Origin of the sequence: Komarekiella delphini-convector SJRDD-AB1 (assembly GCF_014831675.1) — a bacterium.
Classification (GTDB): Bacteria; Cyanobacteriota; Cyanobacteriia; order Cyanobacteriales; family Nostocaceae; genus Komarekiella.
In genome coordinates, this window is sequence record NZ_VJXY01000035.1 from 1 (window position 1) to 18,828 (window position 18,828).

Sequence of the window (18,828 nt, forward strand, 5' to 3'; positions counted from 1 at the left end):
GTTTCAACGAAAATATCGCAGGCTGGTAGTTCGATGGGAGAGAATTTCTGCCTGCTTCAACGCTTTTCTTTCTTTAGCCACAATTCACATTTGGATTCACAGAATTTTATTAGTGGGATAGATTCTTACAATCGGGTAAAAGTGCTTTAGTTGCGATCGCACAACCAGAAATTAATCCGCCACCACCACAGCAAACTAACAGCAAGTCTAAGTGACCAACTTCTGCAATCAGTTCTAAAGCCGTTGTCCCCTGTCCCGCGACTACATGCGGATGATCGTAAGGGGGAATAAGTGTAAGAGTGCGATCGCGTGCTATGTTTTGAGTTAATTTCTCCCGGTTTGTTTCTTGGCGATTGTATAAAATCACCTCAGCACCGTAACCGCGAGTAGCAGTCTGCTTGACTGCGGGAGCATCGTCAGGCATGACAATAGTAGCGGGAATATCTAGCAGCTTTCCAGCTAAGGCGATCGCTTGAGCATGATTTCCCGATGAATAAGTAATCACGCCTTTTTGTTTTTGTGCTATTGATAGCTGGAAGAGTGCATTGTACGCACCTCTAAATTTAAATGCTCCTGTGCGTTGAAAATTTTCGCACTTAAAAAACACTTGGCTATGGGTGCGATGGTCAACGATTCTGGAAGTTAGCACAGGCGTGCGATGAGCAATATCCAAAAGCCGCTCTTGCGCTGCTTGCACGTCAGTTATCGTGACAGAGTTAGTAGGCTGAGACATCGATGGCAATGTTAAAGATACTTGCTCTTTATTCTTAAACGAAAGAGTATTGCTGCCAATCACCTACTGGTTGGTAGCCAATCTTTTGATAAATGTGATTGGAAGTTGGGTTTGCCAAGTCAGTGAATAAAAAGCAGAATCGATTTCCCTGATTCAGTAAAGTCTGACTTAACGCTGCCACGCAAGCACTGGCGTAGCCTTTCCGGCGGTACTCTGGAGGCGTGTACACCATATTCACCCGCACACCGTTGGGTGTGAAGCTGCCACGACAAGCTATTGAAACCGGAACTTCATCTTGCCAAAGGTAAGCATAACCTTGCTGCAACACCCGTTCAGCCCAGTGTTCTGGATCTGTCTCAATTTTGCCCAAGGCTTCGAGTGCAAAAGCTTCATTCCAGTTTTTGAGAAGTTCTTTGTCTCCTTCTGTAGCCTGTCGTAAATAACCTGTGGTTGAGGCAATCATCTGTACCTTTTCCAGTTTAAAGGTACGTAAGGTCATCTTCATTTCGTAAGATTGACTAGTTAGCGATCGCCACACCAAAGCAAATACTTGAGCTTCATCTATGGGAGCCATTATTCCTGGTAGAGAATTGCAGGAGAGATATAAATCTTGAGCAAGTACCTCCACCGCCTGCAAATCTTTAATTTGGGATAGCACTAAATTTCTAGGTGGTGTTCTCAGAGCTACTGCTACGATATCACCGTCTGCATCCACGGTTGCCAAATAAGGCTTTTCTTTAAAGCGTTCAGGATTTTGAATCAAAGCGTTGCTTAGTGCCAGTAGCAGGTTATGCAATGCTTCCTGACTCAGCAAGTAGTCTTTTACTTGTGCGTAAAATTGACTTGCGTCTTGAAATTGATGGGCTTTCATCTCACTTTCCTAATCCTTCATCAACAGTTGTGCTGCTCATTTGTTCTCGCAAAACCACAACTTGAGAAAACATAATTTTCTCCATCGCACCAGGTTCCATTACTCCCATCCAGCGAATCATCGACGAGATAAATAGTTCTTTGAGATACGCAAAAGAAAAGCCATCTGTCAGTGCAACCATCTGACTCAAAGCCTCATCAGACAAGCGCATCGTCGTTTTAAGTTTATTGTTCCACAATGCTATATAAGCTTGTCTTTCCAGAATCTCTGGTAATTCAAAGTGATACTTGCGATCAAAGCGGCTGGGGCGATCGCAAATTGCCGCATCTAAACGTTCTGGATGATTAGTACTAGCAATGGTAACAATCCCCTGGTTTAAGGCAAAGCCATCAAGTTCATTCAAGAAGAAAGAACGATTTTCGTCTGTTAACAGAGAATCAATATCTTCGAGTATTAAAATACAAGGAGCAGACTGCCGTGCTTGTTTAAATACTCTCCGCATATTTTCACTATCAGTAGCATACTCAGATTTGAAACTTTTTACATACAAGCAAGGCTGTTGCATTTGATTAATTAATGCTTTGATCGTGTGCGTTTTGCCATTTCCCGGTGAGCCAATTAGCAAAATACCACGCTTCCAAGGAACACCATAATCTGCGTAAGTTTCTCGACAGGCAAAGAAGTTTCTCAGGTCATCTTGAATATCTTGTTTGAGAGTGCCATGCAAAATCAGATTCTCAAAATTTGCACCTTTGATGGATTGAAAAAGGTCTGGGTTTTTATTCCAATAACCATCTTCAAAAACTAAAACTTCATCACGAATTTCAGAGTTCCATTCGCAAACAGCAGCAAAAAAACTCTCAGCTAATTCTTTACTATCAGCCAGAATCCAGTAATAACGAGTTTTACAATAACCTTCCTGCCAACTCATTAAGAGTACATCAAATTTCTCTGTTTGCCATGTCACTTCAAAGCTGGCATTTTCTGTATATTCGTAAACTTTGTTGTCCATTCCATTCCAACCAGTAATAATCTGGTTGTGGATATAAGCGTCATATTGAATACTACAAAGGTTTGCTTCGGCATAGTTCTCTAAATTAAACGAAGAATCATTACTTTCTAGTAGTACTTTTTTGGGATAAATTGCTGCTAACTCTTGACTGACGTGGTAGGCGATCGCACTATTGGGTAAACTCAGTGCTTCTGTGATCAATTGTTGGATTTTCACAGTGATTTATTCTCTTGGGTGGTAGTAAGGTGGGAATCGTGATATTAGCAATTGGCTACAATACATCTTGAACAGATTCCAGATAATCAATTAAAAATTACCAAAGTCTTAAACAATAACCTCTACCATTCATATTCATACTCTATCTACCCTGTGAAAAGCCTCTATTTATCTACATCTACAGTTTTATTTCCAAACATCGGCTTTAAACACAGGTTAATTTTATACAAATCGCTGCACAAACTCATACATTAAATCTACCCTGCCTTTACGCAACATTGCTGGGTCTAACCTTTCAGTAGTGTTACAAGTCATCAAAATAACCAAACGCTGCTTTATCTGAATACCAGAATCATCAATTACGCTTTGGTACAAAGTACCATCTAGCAAACTCAGAATATGTTCCGTTTTGTTATTATATTGAGCTACTTCGGAAGCACGGTTTTGTGCTAAATTATCAGCTTCATTAATAACAATACAAATACGCTCTAGATATGTTGGTGGTACAAAATTTGCGATCGCATCATGATCTAGAATAAAAATTACATATCCTAAAGGTACAAGAATTTCTTTTGCTACTGCTTGTGTCCATGCAGTTTTACCCGTACCTGGTTCACCATGCACAACAACTGCTAACTGGTTTTGATTAAGAACTGCTTGCTGGACTAAGTCAGTAAAGTCCTGAATATCTGTCGGGAATGTCCGAATCGGAAATTGACTGTGAACTTTACCTACACGACTTTGATATCCACTCAGCATTATTGCTAAGTCGTAAGTTGCTTTGTTAATTAACGGCGTGATATTTGTCGCCATCAAAGTATACTGTCGCCGTCCGCGATCGTAGGGGTCAATTTGTAGCCAAATATCATATTTAGACCAGTAGGCATAAACGGTGTTGATAACATCTAGGCGTTCCCAGTTAACAAATCTCTCTACAGGAAAATAAAAATCCCTTTCTGAGTAATACTGGGTAATAATGTCTGGACGTTCCAATAGTTTTAAAACTCGTAAGACAGTAATTTCTTGCAGTCGGTTAAGAACGTAATCAATGGGAATGCTACTCCGGCTGACAAATTGTACAATAGGCGTTTCTGTTGTTAAAACATCTTTGTACCGATGATCTGGTGACAGAGGATCAGGTGTAATGTAACTCCAAAATTTGTCAACTTCGTAGCGCGTGTTATCAGATACAATGTTTAATAAATTAGCCCACCAAGCGTAATTAGTTCGCCCCAAAGTATCAGCAACGGTACTTGCTAAATTTAAACCTTTTTGACTTAATTCGCGTGTATCACTATACAATAGTTGCCACAAAAATCCCCAATCTAATTCTCGATGGAATGGTCGCCAACCGCTAGCAAGTAAGCTCTGACGGTTGTTATTTGTAGGAGTGCCTTCATTGCTTCTAAAATAATCAAAACTCATATTTTTAGTTTTGCAGCGTTAACAGAGTTATTTTTTCTGACGCAAGGGATTCTCAAAAGTTTTCTTGTAATATAAACTACTTGCGTGCAAGTCGTCATTATAAAAGCGTCTATCTATTAAAATCTGAACTTTTAAGACACGCAAGCGGTTAAATAGTAATATTTTCTACCTACATTTAAATACGTGAGGATGAGCAGTCAATGCCTTAATATTCTGTTACAACTTGCAAAAAAGATAGAACGTCATGGCTAACTCAAATCTTTGCATTTTACATAACTTTACATGTCCACTCACTCCTAGCATTTAAATTGTTAAGAATCAAACTAGATGAACTCTTTTGCTCACTTATAGCTAGAGAGTTAGATAGAGGTCTAAATCTCATTTGTAGTATATTGTAATACACAAGAAATAGTTGAGTCAAGTTTTTTAATTGTTTTGGTTAAAAACTGAGATAAAAATATTTAAGAACTTGATTGATTACTTTACACTTTGTTTCAATATACTTTTAGATCATTAACAACTTGATAAATTAAAAATAGTTCTTTGCTAAAATCAAGGATTTCCAGCAATGACAGGAATAATTTGGTTTTTGATTTTCTGCCTTCTTTGGCTAATTGGTTTAACCCTTCTGGCAGAAGTTTGGTTCTATGAAGAAGAACAAGAGTTGTAGTGGCGAATGGTAGCTCGTGCGATCGCTAATGTGTTTGAGTATATTACTTTTGAATTGTAAAACTTTGAGATGCTTATTGAGGAATTGAGTGTTGACAGTTGACAGTTGACTATTAACTGTCAACGGCGTTATGTCGTCTTTCATCACCTACCGAGAAGCAATGGGTTTTCTAGCGCCTTTTTATAAGTTTGCACTCGGCTTCTGTGACTGGGGGATTTTTTCAAGATATTAAATCACAAATTATTAAGCAATTCGGCTCAAAATAAAGAAGTAAACGTAAAACAACTCAACTAAATACCATAGACATTAGTGAAAATGACTTGTAGATAGCCACTACAGTTTTACGTCATTCATTAACTCATGTCTCATCTGATAGCGACTTTGAGCAAATGCAGTAAGTAAGATAAATTTTTTGGGAAAGTTGGGTTTAAATTAAGCAAGCTAAAAAATTGTAATTGAAAATAGCTAATTTTCACCTACTCAATTAATTCAAAAATTTCTCCACGCATCTAACAAATATTTCCACACCTATTGCTAATGCAGTTTCATCAAAATCAAACCGGGGATGATGATGAGGATAAGCTAAGTCTTTTGCTGAGTTAGCAGAACCCAAAAAGAAATAACAACCAGGAACTTCTTGCAAAAAGAAGGACATATCCTCGCCGCCCATAGTTTGGCATTCTGGCACAATACCCACAGGAGTTTCTATCACATCTTCAGCCACCGATCGCACTAGTTCCGCCATCCCAGCATCATTAATTACTGGTGGATAAAGTGACGAATATTCTAAGTCATAACTTGCACCCTGACTCTGGCAAATCCCTGTAACAATCTGCTCGATTCGCTGTTTAAAAAAGCCTTCAAAAGCAGGATTAAAATATCTGACAGTGCCACTCATTCTAGCTGTATCAGCAATCACATTCCGTCTGGTTCCGGCATGAAGTTCGCCCACTGTCACCACAGCTGAATCAATGGGATTGACATTACGAGCGACAATAGTTTGCAGAGCATTGACGATTTGGGCAGCAACGACAACAGAATCAACAGTTTGATGGGGCATAGCACCATGTCCACCTTTGCCTAAAATCTTGCATTCAAAAGACTCTACGGCTGCCATCAAGGCCCCACTACGGACACCCACTGTCCCCAGGGGTAAATTATTCCACAAATGCAAACCAATAATCGCGTCAACATCAGGGTTTTTTAGTACCCCAGTTTCAATCATCGGTTTTGCACCTCCTGGCCCTTCTTCTGCTGGCTGGAAGATAATTTTCACCGTGCCGGCAAAGTCTTCACGATGCTGATTAAGATAGTAAGCTGTACCCAGTGCGATCGCTGTATGTCCGTCATGTCCACAAGCGTGCATTACTCCATCATGCTGCGATCGGTAGGGCACTTCGTTGAGTTCTTGAATTGGCAAAGCATCCATATCTGCCCGAATCGCCAAAACTGGCAATTTTGGATTTTGCGAAAAGTTGTGAGGAGGGTTTCCCTCCGTGGCAAACTTTTCAAGACGGATTTTGGATTTTGGATTAGATTGTGGATCTAGTTTGTTACCTTTGATGATGGCAACAATTCCAGTTTGGGCTATACCTGTTTGGTGCTCAATTCCCCATTCTTGCAACTTGCGCGAGACAAACTCAGCAGTCAGTTTTTCTTGAAAACCCAACTCTGGTTGTTGATGCAATCGCCGCCGCCACTCTACCAACTGTGGTTGCAATGAGCGAATCGAGAGTCGGATGCGAGACAGATCAACAGAAGCGGGGTTGGGAAAAGTAGAAACCATTATAAAGACAAGCTAGGTGAACACTGCTAACTTAGGTTATTTTCCTAGTTTAATCTTTCAGAAAGTGTCAAGTATTTCTAAATCTAAATCTGATGCTATTTGGGCGAGTTTATCCAAATCAGTTGGGTTATCTAGATAGGGTAAGCAGCCTAGAACAGGCGTGTTAGTTAGTGATTGAATCAAGTTTGGTGGTGTCCAGTCGGCTATTTCAGCATCGGAACGGGGTTGTATACAGTTAAGGACAATGCCTTTGAGATTCACACCTGATTGTCTAGCTAATGCCACATTCGCTACTGCTTGGGCGATCGCTCCTAATCTCACTGGTACTACTAACACTGTTGGTAAACGCCATTGTCCCGCTAAATCTGCTATTGTTAGTTCCTCGGTTACTGGTGAGCCTAACCCTCCCAAAGCTTCTATGAGCAGGAAATCGTGACGTTTTTGCAGCCCTAATAAAGTTTGCCACACCACTGCTAAATCAACTTGACGGTTTTCCTTTGCTGCTGCAATGGGAGGTGCTAGCGGTGCTTGAAAGTACAAAGGCGTAATTTCTTGGGCAGATTGCTTCAACAAAAATAGGTTTTGATACCATTCGCGATCGCCTACTCCCGATTGAATCGGTTTCATAATTCCCCAGTTACGCTGCGGGTAATATTTTTGCAAATAGGCTGCTAAAGCTGTGGTTAAAACAGTTTTACCAGCCTCCGTATCAGTTGCAGTAATCAGTAGTGTGTTCAACATTAATTTCTTTGATCAGGAAACGGTTGGGGAGTTACATCCGCAGGCGGAAAAGTTTGTTCTGGGCCAGTTGTAGGAATTGGTGTAGGTATCTCAGTAAAAATTGGCGTTGGTGTCTCTATAGGTGTTGGTGTCTCTATGGGCGTTGGTGTGGGTGTCTCAGTAAAAATTGGCGTGGGTATCTCTATGGGCGTTGATGTCTCTGTCGGCGTTGGTTGAACTGGTTTTTCTAATGCCACATTGAGGTTATAGTTGCTTTCGGCAACTCCCGTAACTAGAGTTAACTGAATAGTGTATCTACCACTAACTGGTAATGTTCCTTCATAGGATGTTACTTGCTGGGAGCTATTATCAATTGGTTGTTGATTGGGATCTAATACTGTTAGTAAAATACCGCTTCCTTGCTCAATAAATGTTGTTAACTTAGCTCCCTCTTGCCCAAAAAATGTGTATTGGATTATTTGATTTGCTTTTAGGGTATCTTCAACCGTGGTTATGTTAGATGCTCCCAGCCTGAGACGCTTATTAGATATAACAGGTTCATCACTAGTAGGTGTAGGTGTAGAGGTGAATGTTGTACCACCTGAAATCACTGGTGAAGGGAAAGTTTGTGGTGGTGCTGTTTCTGAGGAAGAATTTGACTGACTGCGGATAGAACTGACCAGCGCCCAAGAACCAAATCCCGCTAATATTACCACAGCACTGCCAATAGCCCCGATCGCTAGTGGATTATCCAAGACTGAGCTAGCACGGCTGGGTGGAATTACAGGATCGGGTTTATTTGATGAAGCTGGTGGTGATACTGGGTTATGGGCGCGGCCAACAGCCATTGTTTGCAAATTGGATACATCGGGAGTAGAGACACTGGATTGATCTGCTTGCAATGCTTGGATTACACTAGTGGCACTTTGGTAGCGATCGCTCGGCAGATGATTCAACATGCGATTTAACACCGTAGCAAATCGCGGATTCACATTTACCCAGCGTTGCCAAGTCCAAGTTAGTTGATTTTCATCAAATAAAGCATTTGGTTCTTTACCAGTCAGCAAAACTATCGCTGTGACTGCTAATGCATACAAGTCACTACTAGGATAAGCTCGTCCTGTTTGCATTTGCTCGCTGGCAGAGTAGCCTAATTTTCCTACAGTAGTAACTGGCGATGTGCTATCTGGGGATTGCAATCGTGTTGCTAGTTCTTTTACCACCCCAAAGTCAATTAACACTGGTTTGGCGTCGCTATCCCGCAAAATAATATTTTCTGGCGAGATATCCCGGTGAATAATTCCTCTACTATGAATATGCTCTAAAACTGGCAACAGAGAGCGCATCAACTGCAATACTTCTGTTTCTGTGAAAGTTTGATTAATAGCTTGGCGCTCAGTCAGTAAATCTCGATATGTCTTCCCTGCAACGTAGTCCTGCACTAAACACAAGCGCTGGTCTTGCTCAAATCTTTCCCTAAATTTCGGCACTTGGGGGTGTTCTATTTGATACAGAATTGCCGCTTCTCTGTGAAAAAGCTCTTGCGCCTTTTCCCAAGCAGAAGCTTCCGTTACCGTTGAGAGCAACTCTTTGATGGCGCAAAGTTCGTTAAAGCGCCTCTGATCTTCTGCGAGATAAGTTCTACCAAATCCTCCCTGTCCGAGAATTTGAATTATTCGATAACGATTTTGCAGGACAGTGCCAATTGTAATGGGTGGTTGCATGATCAATTGGTTAAGTGTAATAGCAACTGAGGAGTAACTTACTTAAAGTATGAAGTATAAACTTTCAAAGCTGAATTACTTAGAATAAAATACACTGCTTAGAAACAACTGGCGTCAGCAGTCTTCCGTAGAGGTCGGACTTACATACAAAGACATACTTAACTTGATTTTCACACTCTGCCCTCAGTAAGAATGTGTGAAAAAAGTGAGAAATTCAACAATAGCGGGTATAAACTTGCTTTGTTGATTTTACTTAGTTTACTGAAGACAAAGAAGTCCCAGCAACAGCGGTATGCCATGCCACATAGTGGTCTGCCGTCCGCCTTTAGCCCTAACCAACACACGGGAGGGTTTGACAAATGCGGATGCTCTGAAAATTTGTTGTATGAATTAGAACTTCTAAACAAGTCTGTCAGCTTATTTATTTGCCGCTAGTATCATAGAATAATCAGCTACTTCTGTGCCCTTATTCACAGGTGTTTTACCAATACGGTTTGTATAAGCACTCTTCCACATTTACTGTGGTCTGGGCAAAGGGCAAGGCAGAAAAGTGAATTCAAACATTTGCCTTTTTTCCTTTCCCTTTTAACCGAACCCCATTGGGTGTTTTACTGTCTGAGAACCAACTTAAAGATTACTTAAGCTGGGAATAGTATCCTCTCGGTTATAAATGAAGTAGTTAGAAGCAGCAATTCCCATACTCATCTTTGAAATATTGAGATTATTTACCTCAAGCAGAAAAAAATTTGAAATATACATCTAGTGGACGTACTTAATGTCAGTTAAGCTATCAATGGTTTGTTTGCCATAAGGGTTAGAGAATTAGTGAATGATAATTTTATGGAGAAATGTTTAAAGTTTGTATAAAAGCTTCAATAAATCTCACAAATGATTTTTTAGGCTATTTTTCGGTTAAATCTACTAAATCTCTGATGGTAATATTGCCATGAATGCACATCGAGGATCTGCTGTGCTCAGTTCTGCAACTTTCAAAGTGCAACCAGCAGCAACAGGACTGACTGATAATCATCGCCTGCGGCTATTTTCTGGCTCTGCGAATATACAACTGTCTCAAGAAGTCTCTCGTTATCTGGGTATGGACTTGGGGCCAATGATCCGCAAAAGATTTGCGGATGGAGAACTCTATGTTCAAATCCAGGAATCAATCCGTGGTTGTGATGTTTATTTGATCCAGCCATGTTGTCAGCCTGTGAACGATCACTTAATGGAATTATTAATTATGGTTGACGCCTGTCGTCGAGCTTCCGCGCGGCAGGTGACAGCAGTAATTCCCTATTATGGTTATGCCCGCGCTGACCGGAAAACGGCAGGACGAGAGTCAATAACTGCTAAGTTGGTTGCTAACCTGATCACCGAAGCAGGTGCTAACCGAGTTCTGGCAATGGATTTGCACTCGGCTCAAATTCAAGGCTATTTCGATATACCCTTTGACCATGTTTACGGTTCGCCAGTACTGCTGGATTATCTAGCAAGCAAAGAACTATCTGACCTTGTGGTTGTTTCCCCTGATGTCGGCGGCGTTGCACGGGCTAGGGCGTTTGCGAAAAAGCTGGGTGATGCGCCACTGGCAATTATTGACAAACGTCGCCAAGCACACAATGTTGCTGAAGTGTTAAATGTCATCGGCGATGTTAAGGGCAAAACGGCAGTGTTAGTGGACGACATGATCGACACTGGGGGAACAATTGCCGAAGGGGCGCGATTGCTACGTGAGGAGGGAGCAAGTCAAGTATATGCGTGTGCAACTCATGCAGTGTTCTCACCACCTGCAATTGAGAGATTGTCTAGTGGCTTGTTTGAGGAAGTCGTTGTCACCAATACAATCCCGATCGCAGAAAACAATCGTTTTCCACAACTAGTGGTGCTTTCTGTGGCTAATTTGCTTGGAGAAACCATTTGGCGGATTCACGAAGATACCTCAGTCAGTAGTATGTTCCGTTAACAAGTAAAAGACTGTGATTATTGTTACAGTCTTGCATGAACAAGTATGAAGTGTGGAGTATGAAATTTTTCAGCCTTCATGCTTCATTTTTTATGAGATGCTAATGTTTCTACCTCAGAAACCACTCGTTCTAATTCTGCAACGATCACATCATCTCTAGTCTTTTTGAAGGCATCCACAAGCGCTCGATAATACCAAAGAGTACCTTCTCTACCCCCGTGAAAGCGTTCCCAAAGTGATTCGCCCAACACGCGATAATCTTTGAGAATTGAGCGAGCATTGTAAAGTTTATCGGCTACTGATACAAGTAGTACTGATGAAGAAGCAGTAGGTATATGAGCAATGTATGCTTCCTTACGCTTTCGCCAAGGGGGTTTAGGTATTGCGTCGGCGTCAGTACAACCATCTACAATTTCTGTCACCTTGTCCCCAAAACGGCGGCGAATTTCTTCGCGTGTTGCAGCACCGCCTTGATCTTCTACAGCATCGTGCAAAAGAGCTGCTATGGCTTCATCTTCATTTGCTCCGTATTCTAAAGCAATACTGGTAACACCCAACAAATGGGAGATATAGGGGACACCTGAACCTTTACGAACTTGGTTGGCGTGGAGTTGTGTAGCGTAGACAAGGGCTGCGGTAAAGCGTTCTGAAAGCATTATATGCATAGTTGTCGTCAGATATCGCACTTTATACTGAAAATTATGCGATCGCACTGCTTTTAGTATAATTTTGAAGGCAAACCGCAGAGGCGAGATTTTGATTAGCGCCAAATTTTACAATTTCCCAAGCTATTGAATTCAAACTAATGGCAGTAAAAGTTTGCTCTCAAATAGCCATCTTTCATTTGTAATTGAGCAGATATAAAATTTTTTAAAATCAGCAAATTAGCAAAATTTAAACTTTTATACGTACAATATATAAAAATTGTCTTCGCGCTCTAATTTAAGCTGATTTTCAGCAATTAATTTAGATGTGCTAGACCATTGTGGATATTTCCACAGCTAAGTATTTAATTAGAAAACAACATGGGATTATTAAGAGTTCTTTTAGCATTGACAGTTGTAGTAGCTCACTCAAACGCTATTTTTGGATTTAATTTTACACAAGGAGTCGTCGCTGTTCAGACCTTTTTTATTATATCTGGGTTTTACATGACGATGATTTTAGAAAAAAAATATATTGGTAAAGGTAGCTATAAGTTATTTCTTTCCAATAGGATGCTTCGACTTTATCCTATTTATTGGGTAGTACTTATTATCACAATACTTGTCAATTTAGTTGCAGTTTTTGTCATAGATAAACCTGTGACTCTTTCTTATTATATTGATTATTTTTCTGAAATGAGCTTTGGTACATTCTTGTTTACAGTTATCACGAATATCATCTTGCTTGGACAAGACGTTGTTATGTTCTTAGGGTTAAATCCTGAAACAGGAAACATGTTTTTTACAAGTGATTATTTCAAGACTGACCCAGAATTTTGGAGATTTTTATTTATTCCTCAGGCATGGACTTTAGGTATTGAACTATCATTTTATTTAATTGCTCCATTTCTTGTCCGCAGAAAGACATCGACAATATTAACGTTGATATTTATTAGCTTGTTGCTTAGAGTATACATATATTTTTATCTGGGATTGACTAATGATCCGTGGATTCATAGATTCTTTCCTACAGAACTAGCTTTATTTCTTTTGGGAACTATTTCTTATAGAATTTACTCAAAAATAGCAAATAAAAAAATTAGAAAGATAGAATTATCAATTACAGTAGCATTCCTTTTGGCTACTATTTTCTACCAGTTTATTCCAGATTTTTATAAGATGTGGAGTTTTTACATATTCTCATGCTTATCAATACCATTTATTTTTAAAGTTACAAAAGATTCAAAATTTGATATGCGTCTTGGAGAGTATTCATATCCTATTTATATTGTTCATAGGATTGTTATTCAAGTGCTCACACCACTTACTGATCGCTTGAGAATTGATGATTACAGAGGTGAGTTGGCGACAGTATTATCATTTTTTGCCGCATTTCTATTAATAAAATATGTCTCTGACCCAATAGAAAAAATTCGTCAGTTAATATTTAAAAACGCTAAAAAGACTATGGTTTAAGAATCAAACTAGTACATAGTCACATAAATCAAAGATACCATTCTAAAACTAATAAAGCCTTTGTAGAAAGGCTTTATTGATTTTGGATTCTGTGCAAAGGCGCTAATTGAGAGTTGGCGTAAAATGTCACAATAAAAGACTTAATAATTTAAATATCAACAAAATCATCTTTGCAAACTTAAGCACCAAGTATACATAACTCTTATATAGGGTAAACCACCTATTTGATACAGGCGAAAATTTTGTCAAATTGTTTCGTATGCCCAACCTAATAACTAGGGGCAATTGGTAAGCATAATTAAATTTGGCTGAGCCAAAAAAGCTGGAGTCTTTACAGAGTCAATATTTCAAAGCTAAGCAGACAATTCAGCTTCTCTAAGTTTTCTAAACCTATAGAGTTTACAAAAACTTCCTGGAATTGTGACGATTACGCTAGAATTGTTAAAGGTTCTTTACAGAATTTGCTGATCATCCCCAATTCTGTTAGAAAAGCCTAGCATTCACAATGTAAATCTCAAAACCCCTTCTAGAGTTCACCAAAAGCTTCTATGACGCTCCCAATTCGTAACGTCGCCATTATTGCCCACGTTGACCACGGCAAAACCACCCTGGTTGATGCACTTCTCAAACAATCCGGTATTTTCCGCGAAGGCGAAGACGTTCCGGATTGTGTCATGGATTCCAACGCTCTAGAACGGGAGCGGGGAATTACCATTTTGTCCAAAAATACAGCAGTTCGTTATAGAGAGACGCTGATCAACATTGTCGATACTCCTGGACACGCTGACTTCGGTGGCGAAGTTGAACGCGTACTCGGCATGGTTGATGGGTGTCTTCTGATTGTCGATGCCAACGAAGGCCCCATGCCTCAAACACGCTTTGTGCTGAAAAAAGCTTTGGAAAAAGGTCTGCGCCCCATTGTTGTAATCAACAAAATCGACCGCGCCCAAGCTGATCCCCACGTTGCTGTTGATAAAGTTTTAGATCTGTTCTTAGAATTAGGGGCAGATGAAGACCAGTGTGATTTTACTTATTTGTTTGCCTCCGGTATGGGAGGTTATGCGAAGGAAAGCCTGGAAGCAGAATCGGTAGACATGCAACCCTTGTTTAACGCGATTTTGAAACATGTTCCACCACCTGTGGGCGACAGTAATAAACCCCTGCAATTGCAAGTCACAACCCTCGATTATTCGGAATATCTGGGACGGATTATCATCGGCAGAATCCATAACGGTACTATCCGCACCGGACAGCAAGCTGCTTTGATAACAGAAAATGGCAGCATTGTCAAAGGCAAAATTAGTAAGTTGATGGGTTTTGAGGGGCTAAAGCGGGTAGAAATGGAAGAAGCAACCGCAGGTTATATTGTTGCGGTGGCTGGTTTCGCTGACGCTTATATTGGGGAAACAATAACTGATCCCAATGAACCCCAAGCTTTGCCACTAATTAAAGTGGACGAACCAACCTTACAAATGACCTTCTGGGTGAATGATTCGCCTTTTGCTGGTCAAGAAGGTAAATTGGTGACATCACGGCAAGTTCGCGATCGCCTATTCCGCGAACTAGAAACTAACGTCGCCCTGCGCGTCGAAGAAACCGATTCTCCTGATAAATTCCTGGTTTCTGGTCGTGGTGAACTACACTTAGGTATCTTAATCGAAACCATGCGTCGGGAAGGCTTCGAGTTTCAAGTATCTCAGCCACAAGTAATTTACCGAGAAGTCAACGGACAACCTTGTGAACCCTTTGAACTCTTAGTACTAGACGTTCCTGCTGATGCTGTTGGTAGCTGTATCGAACGTCTGGGACAACGCAAAGGCGAAATGCAAGATATGCAGCCAGGTGGTAGCGATCGCACCCAGCTAGAGTTTGTCATTCCCGCCCGTGGCTTAATTGGCTTCCGGGGTGAATTCATGCGGATGACTCGCGGTGAAGGCATCATGAATCACAGCTTCTTAGACTACCGTCAACTCAGTGGCGATATTGAAGCTCGTAATAAAGGCGTTTTAATTTCCTTTGAAGAGGGCGTCTCTACCTTCTACGCCATGAAGAACGCCGAAGATAGAGGCTCATTCTTTATTACTCCTGGTACTAAAGTTTACAGAGGCATGATTGTAGGCGAACACAATCGTCCTCAAGACTTGGAACTAAATATCTGCAAAACCAAGCAGTTAACCAACCACCGCGCCGCTGGTGGCGATGAATTAGTACAGTTGCAAGCGCCAATAGACATGAGCTTAGAGCGTGCTTTGGAATACATTGGCCCTGATGAATTGGTGGAAGTCACACCTAAATCAATTCGTCTGCGGAAGATGTCGAAGAAGTTAGCGAAACGCTAAGCTAAGAATTTTTAATTGATTTAGAAAGCCCGCATTAGCGGGCTTTTTCGTATGTTATTTATTTTGCTCACTCTCTTCTCCTGTGCGACGCTCAATCTCGTCTCGATAATCAAAGTTCGGTAAAATCAAGGTATGAAATTCGAGTGGCATCAGCACAAGAACTAAGCAAATATTGCAAAGCACGGAATTGATTTTGCAGATGCGCCTAGAATTTTTAGGCTACCACTCTGTATTTCTTTAGATGAAAGTCAAGACTATGGGGAAGATCGATGGATTGGGTTGGGAATACTTGATGGACGTGTTGTGGTTGTAGTTTTTACAGAACCAAACGAGCAAACAATCCGAATTATTTCACTTTGCAAAGCTCTGCCTTATGAACGAAAATGCTATGAACAATTCCTCAAGGACGAACTGGGACAAAGTTGACTCACTCACAGAGGAGGAAATCGACACATCTGATATTCCTCCATTAACTGAGGAGTTTTTCACTAAGTCACGGTGGTGGAAGCCCATAACACCACTGAATGTTTTTATGCAAGTAGATCCAGACACGCTGGCTTGGTTCCAATCTCAAGGCGAGGATTATGAAAAGAAAATGGCTGCTGCACTACGAATTTATGCAGATGATCACAAGGTGTAGTCTTAGACCAGATTCCGCTCGCAACTGAATGTAAATCAAAAACCTAATTATGAAAAATATTGGGTTAACCCCAGGAAACATTACAGTTTCAGAAAGCACGACTCTAGAGGAGTTCTTAAAACTTCCATACATTGAGGAGTCACCAGCTTGGGAATATATTAACGGAGAAGCAATTCAAAAACCAATGGGAGGGGGTAAACACAGCTTATTGCAAAAACGTTTAGTAGCAGTAATTGATGCGTTAGGAAGTAACTACGAAGCTTTTCCTGAATTGCGCTGTACCTGCGGTAATCGTTCAGTAGTTCCTGATGTGGTTGTTATTTCTACCAATCAACTACCACTGGATGAAAGCGGTGATCTTATGAGCAGTGGTATTGATTTTGCACCCGCTTGGGTAATAGAAATTCTTTCCCCGGCTCAAAGTCAAACTAAAGTAACTGGCAATATTTTACACTGTTTGAGAAATGGCAGTCAGTTAGGATGGTTAATTGATCCAAGTGAACGCTCTATTTTAGTTTATCAGCCTAATTCTTTGCCAGATTTGTTAGTAGGAAAAGATATATTACCAGTATTAAAAGATATGAATTTGAAACCCTCTGTCGATGAAATTTTTGCTTGGTTACAGCGGAAAAATTGATATTATTCCTTCGGCTTAACAAGAAAAGGCAGGGTGAGTTTTTTTACTTAAAATGGTGAAAAATCTGAATAGAGGTTTTCTATGAGCATTAGTCTCACACCCGATCAAGAACGCTTTATTCAAACCAAGCTCCAGGCTGGGAAATATCGCTCCGCAGAGGAAGCCCTTGAAATGGCCCTACGATTACTGGATGAATATGATCGCGCTAATGCTGAATGGATCGAGGATGTGCGAGAAAAAATTGATGCAGCGATTTTAGCTTCAGACCATACGTCACCTATTGATGGGGAAACGTTCGTAAACCAAATTTTAGAGCGATTTCGACAAGGATATCAAGCGCAAGCATGAGTCGCTACGTCATCAACATTCTTGCCAGCCGAGATATCAATGAAATTGCCGACTACTTTGCCGAAACTAATCTTGAAGCAGGAGAGCGATTTTTCAGTGAATTCAAACGCAAGTGCCAACAACTTGTTGCCTTTCCAAACAGCGGTAAAAGTTACGCGGAAATTCGTCCAGACCTCCGAGGATTGCCCTTGGAAAGCTACATTGTTTTCTACAAACTGCTAAATGATGGTATTGAAATTCTGCGGGTTGTGAGTGGTCGTCGCAACTTTTCGTCTCTTTTTGAGGAATCCAATTAAAAGCTTTTTTGGCGAACCCTTGAGACACTGTGAATTTCAGTCGGTGTTGGGCTAGAAAGGAAACTATGAAAATCATCAAACCCATCACTAACTGGTTAGAAACCCGCGCTTGTGCTCCTGCATACAGCGGTTGGGTATTAGCCGGAACCGCTATTTGTTTTTTTGGGGCTGCCATCAATACGATGGCTGGCTGGTTGTACGTTATCAGTGGCGTGAGTTTTGCTCTTTTGGGTGTAGCAGCGTTTTTACCACCGCGATCGCTCAGAGGTATATCGATCACGCGTCGTCCTATCCAGCCAGTGTCAGCAGGCAACGAATTGACTGTGGAATTAGAAATCTGCAATCAGGCACAACAGCCTGTAAGCTTATTGCAAATTGAGGATATATTACCTTTCGTCTTGGGAAAACCGATACAGAAAGCAATAGAGACAATTCCTAGTCAAGGAAGTTATCGCTGGATATACTACCAACCTACCCAGCGTCGGGGTGTTTATCGCTGGCATACAGTCGAACTCGCTACTGGTGCGCCTTTAGGATTATTCTGGTGTCGTCGTCAGCGTGAGTGTGCCGCGATCGCAATTGTTTATCCCACGGTGTTACCCCTTGCTAAGTGCCCCCTAGTAGATGAAATGGGGCAAGAAGAAAGCAAGAAAGACGATCCTCGTGGTAGACCCTTGCAGACAGCAACAGCAGGGTTAGTGCGATCGCTACGTCCTTATCGTTTAGGAGATCCCACCCGCCTAATCCATTGGCGTACCAGCGCTCGCTATGGAGAATTAAGGGTACGGGAGTTAGAGATAGTTACAGGTGGACAAGAGATAATTATTGCCCTTGATAGTGCTGTTAATTGGGAAGAAGAGAACTTTGAGCAAGCAGTAATTACCGCAGCGTCATTGTATTTTTATGCACAACGTCAGCAAATACAAGTACAACTGTGGACAGCATTGACAGGTTTAATCAAAGGCGATCGCTTTATTTTAGAAACCTTAGCAGCAGCCACCGCTCTGGAAGATGTCAACACAAAAGTTCCTGAAACCTACCCGTTGATTTGGCTAACTCAAAACTCTCTAAGCCTTTCTTCTCTTCCTCAAGGCAGCCGTTGGGTTTTGTGGCAAAATATTTCTTCCCCACCAGAACAAGTAATAATCAACTGGGACTACCCTGGCATCATTCTACAGAGTGATCAAGCTCTGCAACTCCAGCTACAAAAAACATTACGTTGATCATCAATTTAAATTTTATGTCGTATTCAAGTTAAGTTTCTGTGATTTCCTAAATTTTGTTTGCTCCCCGCAGACCAGACATACAAGCCTTTAAGCAAAAGGAGG

At 41.0% G+C, this 18,828-nt stretch carries 16 protein-coding genes and 1 pseudogene; 9 read left to right on the plus strand and 8 right to left on the minus strand.

The genetic code is table 11. The features are described from left to right. Nucleotides 1-124 precede the first annotated feature (124 nt). The 7 genes and pseudogenes from FNW02_RS25280 to FNW02_RS25310 form a co-directional block, all read right to left on the minus strand. A pseudogene (locus tag FNW02_RS25280) lies at nt 125-733 on the minus strand (pyridoxal-phosphate dependent enzyme); the annotation flags it as partial. Nucleotides 734-767: 34 nt separating this feature from the next. Then, on the minus strand, nt 768-1,604 hold the full coding sequence (locus tag FNW02_RS25285) for a GNAT family N-acetyltransferase (RefSeq protein WP_191760242.1): 837 nt from the start codon (nt 1,602-1,604) through the stop codon (nt 768-770). 1 nt (nt 1,605) lies between these two features. Next, nucleotides 1,606-2,832: an AAA family ATPase gene (locus FNW02_RS25290; protein ID WP_191760243.1), complete on the minus strand. Its 1,227-nt coding sequence runs from the start codon at nt 2,830-2,832 to the stop codon at nt 1,606-1,608. A 222-nt stretch (nt 2,833-3,054) separates the two neighbouring features. Then, nucleotides 3,055-4,257 (minus strand): AAA family ATPase, encoded by a 1,203-nt coding sequence (locus FNW02_RS25295; RefSeq protein ID WP_191760244.1) that lies wholly within the window; start codon nt 4,255-4,257, stop codon nt 3,055-3,057. A gap of 1,154 nt (nt 4,258-5,411) precedes the next feature. Then, nucleotides 5,412-6,713, minus strand: a complete 1,302-nt coding sequence (locus FNW02_RS25300) for a M20 metallopeptidase family protein (protein WP_191760245.1) — start codon at nt 6,711-6,713, stop codon at nt 5,412-5,414. A 57-nt stretch (nt 6,714-6,770) separates the two neighbouring features. Then, a complete protein-coding gene (bioD, locus tag FNW02_RS25305; protein ID WP_191760303.1) occupies nt 6,771-7,451 on the minus strand; it encodes a dethiobiotin synthase in 681 nt (226 codons plus the stop codon). 2 nt (nt 7,452-7,453) lie between these two features. Then, complete coding sequence (locus FNW02_RS25310) at nt 7,454-9,157, minus strand: serine/threonine-protein kinase (protein WP_191760246.1); 1,704 nt, start codon at nt 9,155-9,157, stop codon at nt 7,454-7,456. Nucleotides 9,158-10,103: 946 nt separating this feature from the next. Between FNW02_RS25310 and FNW02_RS25315 the strand changes: the two genes are divergently transcribed. Further along, complete coding sequence (locus FNW02_RS25315; protein WP_191760247.1) at nt 10,104-11,120, plus strand: ribose-phosphate pyrophosphokinase; 1,017 nt, start codon at nt 10,104-10,106, stop codon at nt 11,118-11,120. Nucleotides 11,121-11,203: 83 nt separating this feature from the next. On the opposite strand, the gene FNW02_RS25320 is transcribed toward FNW02_RS25315, so the two are convergent. Continuing rightward, on the minus strand, nt 11,204-11,776 hold the full coding sequence (locus FNW02_RS25320) for an HD domain-containing protein (protein ID WP_191760304.1): 573 nt from the start codon (nt 11,774-11,776) through the stop codon (nt 11,204-11,206). Nucleotides 11,777-12,145: 369 nt separating this feature from the next. Here FNW02_RS25320 and FNW02_RS25325 point away from each other — a divergent pair, with 369 nt between their 5' ends. The 8 genes from FNW02_RS25325 to FNW02_RS25360 all read left to right on the plus strand — a co-directional run bounded on the left by FNW02_RS25325 (nt 12,146) and on the right by FNW02_RS25360 (nt 18,723). Then, nucleotides 12,146-13,240, plus strand: a complete 1,095-nt coding sequence (locus tag FNW02_RS25325; protein WP_191760248.1) for an acyltransferase family protein — start codon at nt 12,146-12,148, stop codon at nt 13,238-13,240. A gap of 548 nt (nt 13,241-13,788) precedes the next feature. Further along, complete coding sequence (gene typA / locus FNW02_RS25330) at nt 13,789-15,579, plus strand: translational GTPase TypA (protein ID WP_191760249.1); 1,791 nt, start codon at nt 13,789-13,791, stop codon at nt 15,577-15,579. Between the two features lie 171 nt (nt 15,580-15,750). Continuing rightward, nucleotides 15,751-16,005: a BrnT family toxin gene (locus FNW02_RS25335; RefSeq protein WP_348535445.1), complete on the plus strand. Its 255-nt coding sequence runs from the start codon at nt 15,751-15,753 to the stop codon at nt 16,003-16,005. Continuing rightward, nucleotides 15,953-16,219: a BrnA antitoxin family protein gene (locus tag FNW02_RS25340; protein WP_191760250.1), complete on the plus strand. Its 267-nt coding sequence runs from the start codon at nt 15,953-15,955 to the stop codon at nt 16,217-16,219. The genes FNW02_RS25335 and FNW02_RS25340 overlap by 53 nt, the downstream gene beginning before the upstream one ends. Before the next feature lie 49 nt (nt 16,220-16,268). Then, entirely contained in the window at nt 16,269-16,856 is a 588-nt protein-coding gene (locus tag FNW02_RS25345) for a Uma2 family endonuclease (RefSeq protein ID WP_191760251.1), read from the plus strand. A gap of 81 nt (nt 16,857-16,937) precedes the next feature. After that, complete coding sequence (locus tag FNW02_RS25350; RefSeq protein ID WP_191760252.1) at nt 16,938-17,204, plus strand: ribbon-helix-helix domain-containing protein; 267 nt, start codon at nt 16,938-16,940, stop codon at nt 17,202-17,204. Next, complete coding sequence (locus tag FNW02_RS25355) at nt 17,201-17,500, plus strand: type II toxin-antitoxin system RelE/ParE family toxin (RefSeq protein ID WP_191760253.1); 300 nt, start codon at nt 17,201-17,203, stop codon at nt 17,498-17,500. Before FNW02_RS25350 ends, FNW02_RS25355 begins: the two co-directional genes overlap by 4 nt. A gap of 65 nt (nt 17,501-17,565) precedes the next feature. Beyond that, nucleotides 17,566-18,723 carry a DUF58 domain-containing protein gene (locus FNW02_RS25360; RefSeq protein ID WP_191760254.1) on the plus strand — a complete coding sequence of 386 codons (1,158 nt, stop codon included), beginning with the start codon at nt 17,566-17,568 and terminating at the stop codon, nt 18,721-18,723. Nucleotides 18,724-18,828: the final 105 nt, after the last annotated feature.

Coding starts and splice junctions, on each gene's coding strand:
- FNW02_RS25285 (WP_191760242.1), bottom strand. CDS start 1,604: ATGAAAGCCCATCAATTTCAAGACGCAAGTCAATTTTACGCACAAGTA.
- FNW02_RS25295 (WP_191760244.1), bottom strand. CDS start 4,257: ATGAGTTTTGATTATTTTAGAAGCAATGAAGGCACTCCTACAAATAAC.
- FNW02_RS25300 (WP_191760245.1), bottom strand. CDS start 6,713: ATGGTTTCTACTTTTCCCAACCCCGCTTCTGTTGATCTGTCTCGCATC.
- FNW02_RS25310 (WP_191760246.1), bottom strand. CDS start 9,157: ATGCAACCACCCATTACAATTGGCACTGTCCTGCAAAATCGTTATCGA.
- FNW02_RS25315 (WP_191760247.1), top strand. CDS start 10,104: ATGAATGCACATCGAGGATCTGCTGTGCTCAGTTCTGCAACTTTCAAA.
- FNW02_RS25320 (WP_191760304.1), bottom strand. CDS start 11,776: ATGCTTTCAGAACGCTTTACCGCAGCCCTTGTCTACGCTACACAACTC.
- FNW02_RS25325 (WP_191760248.1), top strand. CDS start 12,146: ATGGGATTATTAAGAGTTCTTTTAGCATTGACAGTTGTAGTAGCTCAC.
- typA (WP_191760249.1), top strand. CDS start 13,789: ATGACGCTCCCAATTCGTAACGTCGCCATTATTGCCCACGTTGACCAC.
- FNW02_RS25340 (WP_191760250.1), top strand. CDS start 15,953: ATGAACGAAAATGCTATGAACAATTCCTCAAGGACGAACTGGGACAAA.
- FNW02_RS25345 (WP_191760251.1), top strand. CDS start 16,269: ATGAAAAATATTGGGTTAACCCCAGGAAACATTACAGTTTCAGAAAGC.
- FNW02_RS25350 (WP_191760252.1), top strand. CDS start 16,938: ATGAGCATTAGTCTCACACCCGATCAAGAACGCTTTATTCAAACCAAG.
- FNW02_RS25355 (WP_191760253.1), top strand. CDS start 17,201: ATGAGTCGCTACGTCATCAACATTCTTGCCAGCCGAGATATCAATGAA.
- FNW02_RS25360 (WP_191760254.1), top strand. CDS start 17,566: ATGAAAATCATCAAACCCATCACTAACTGGTTAGAAACCCGCGCTTGT.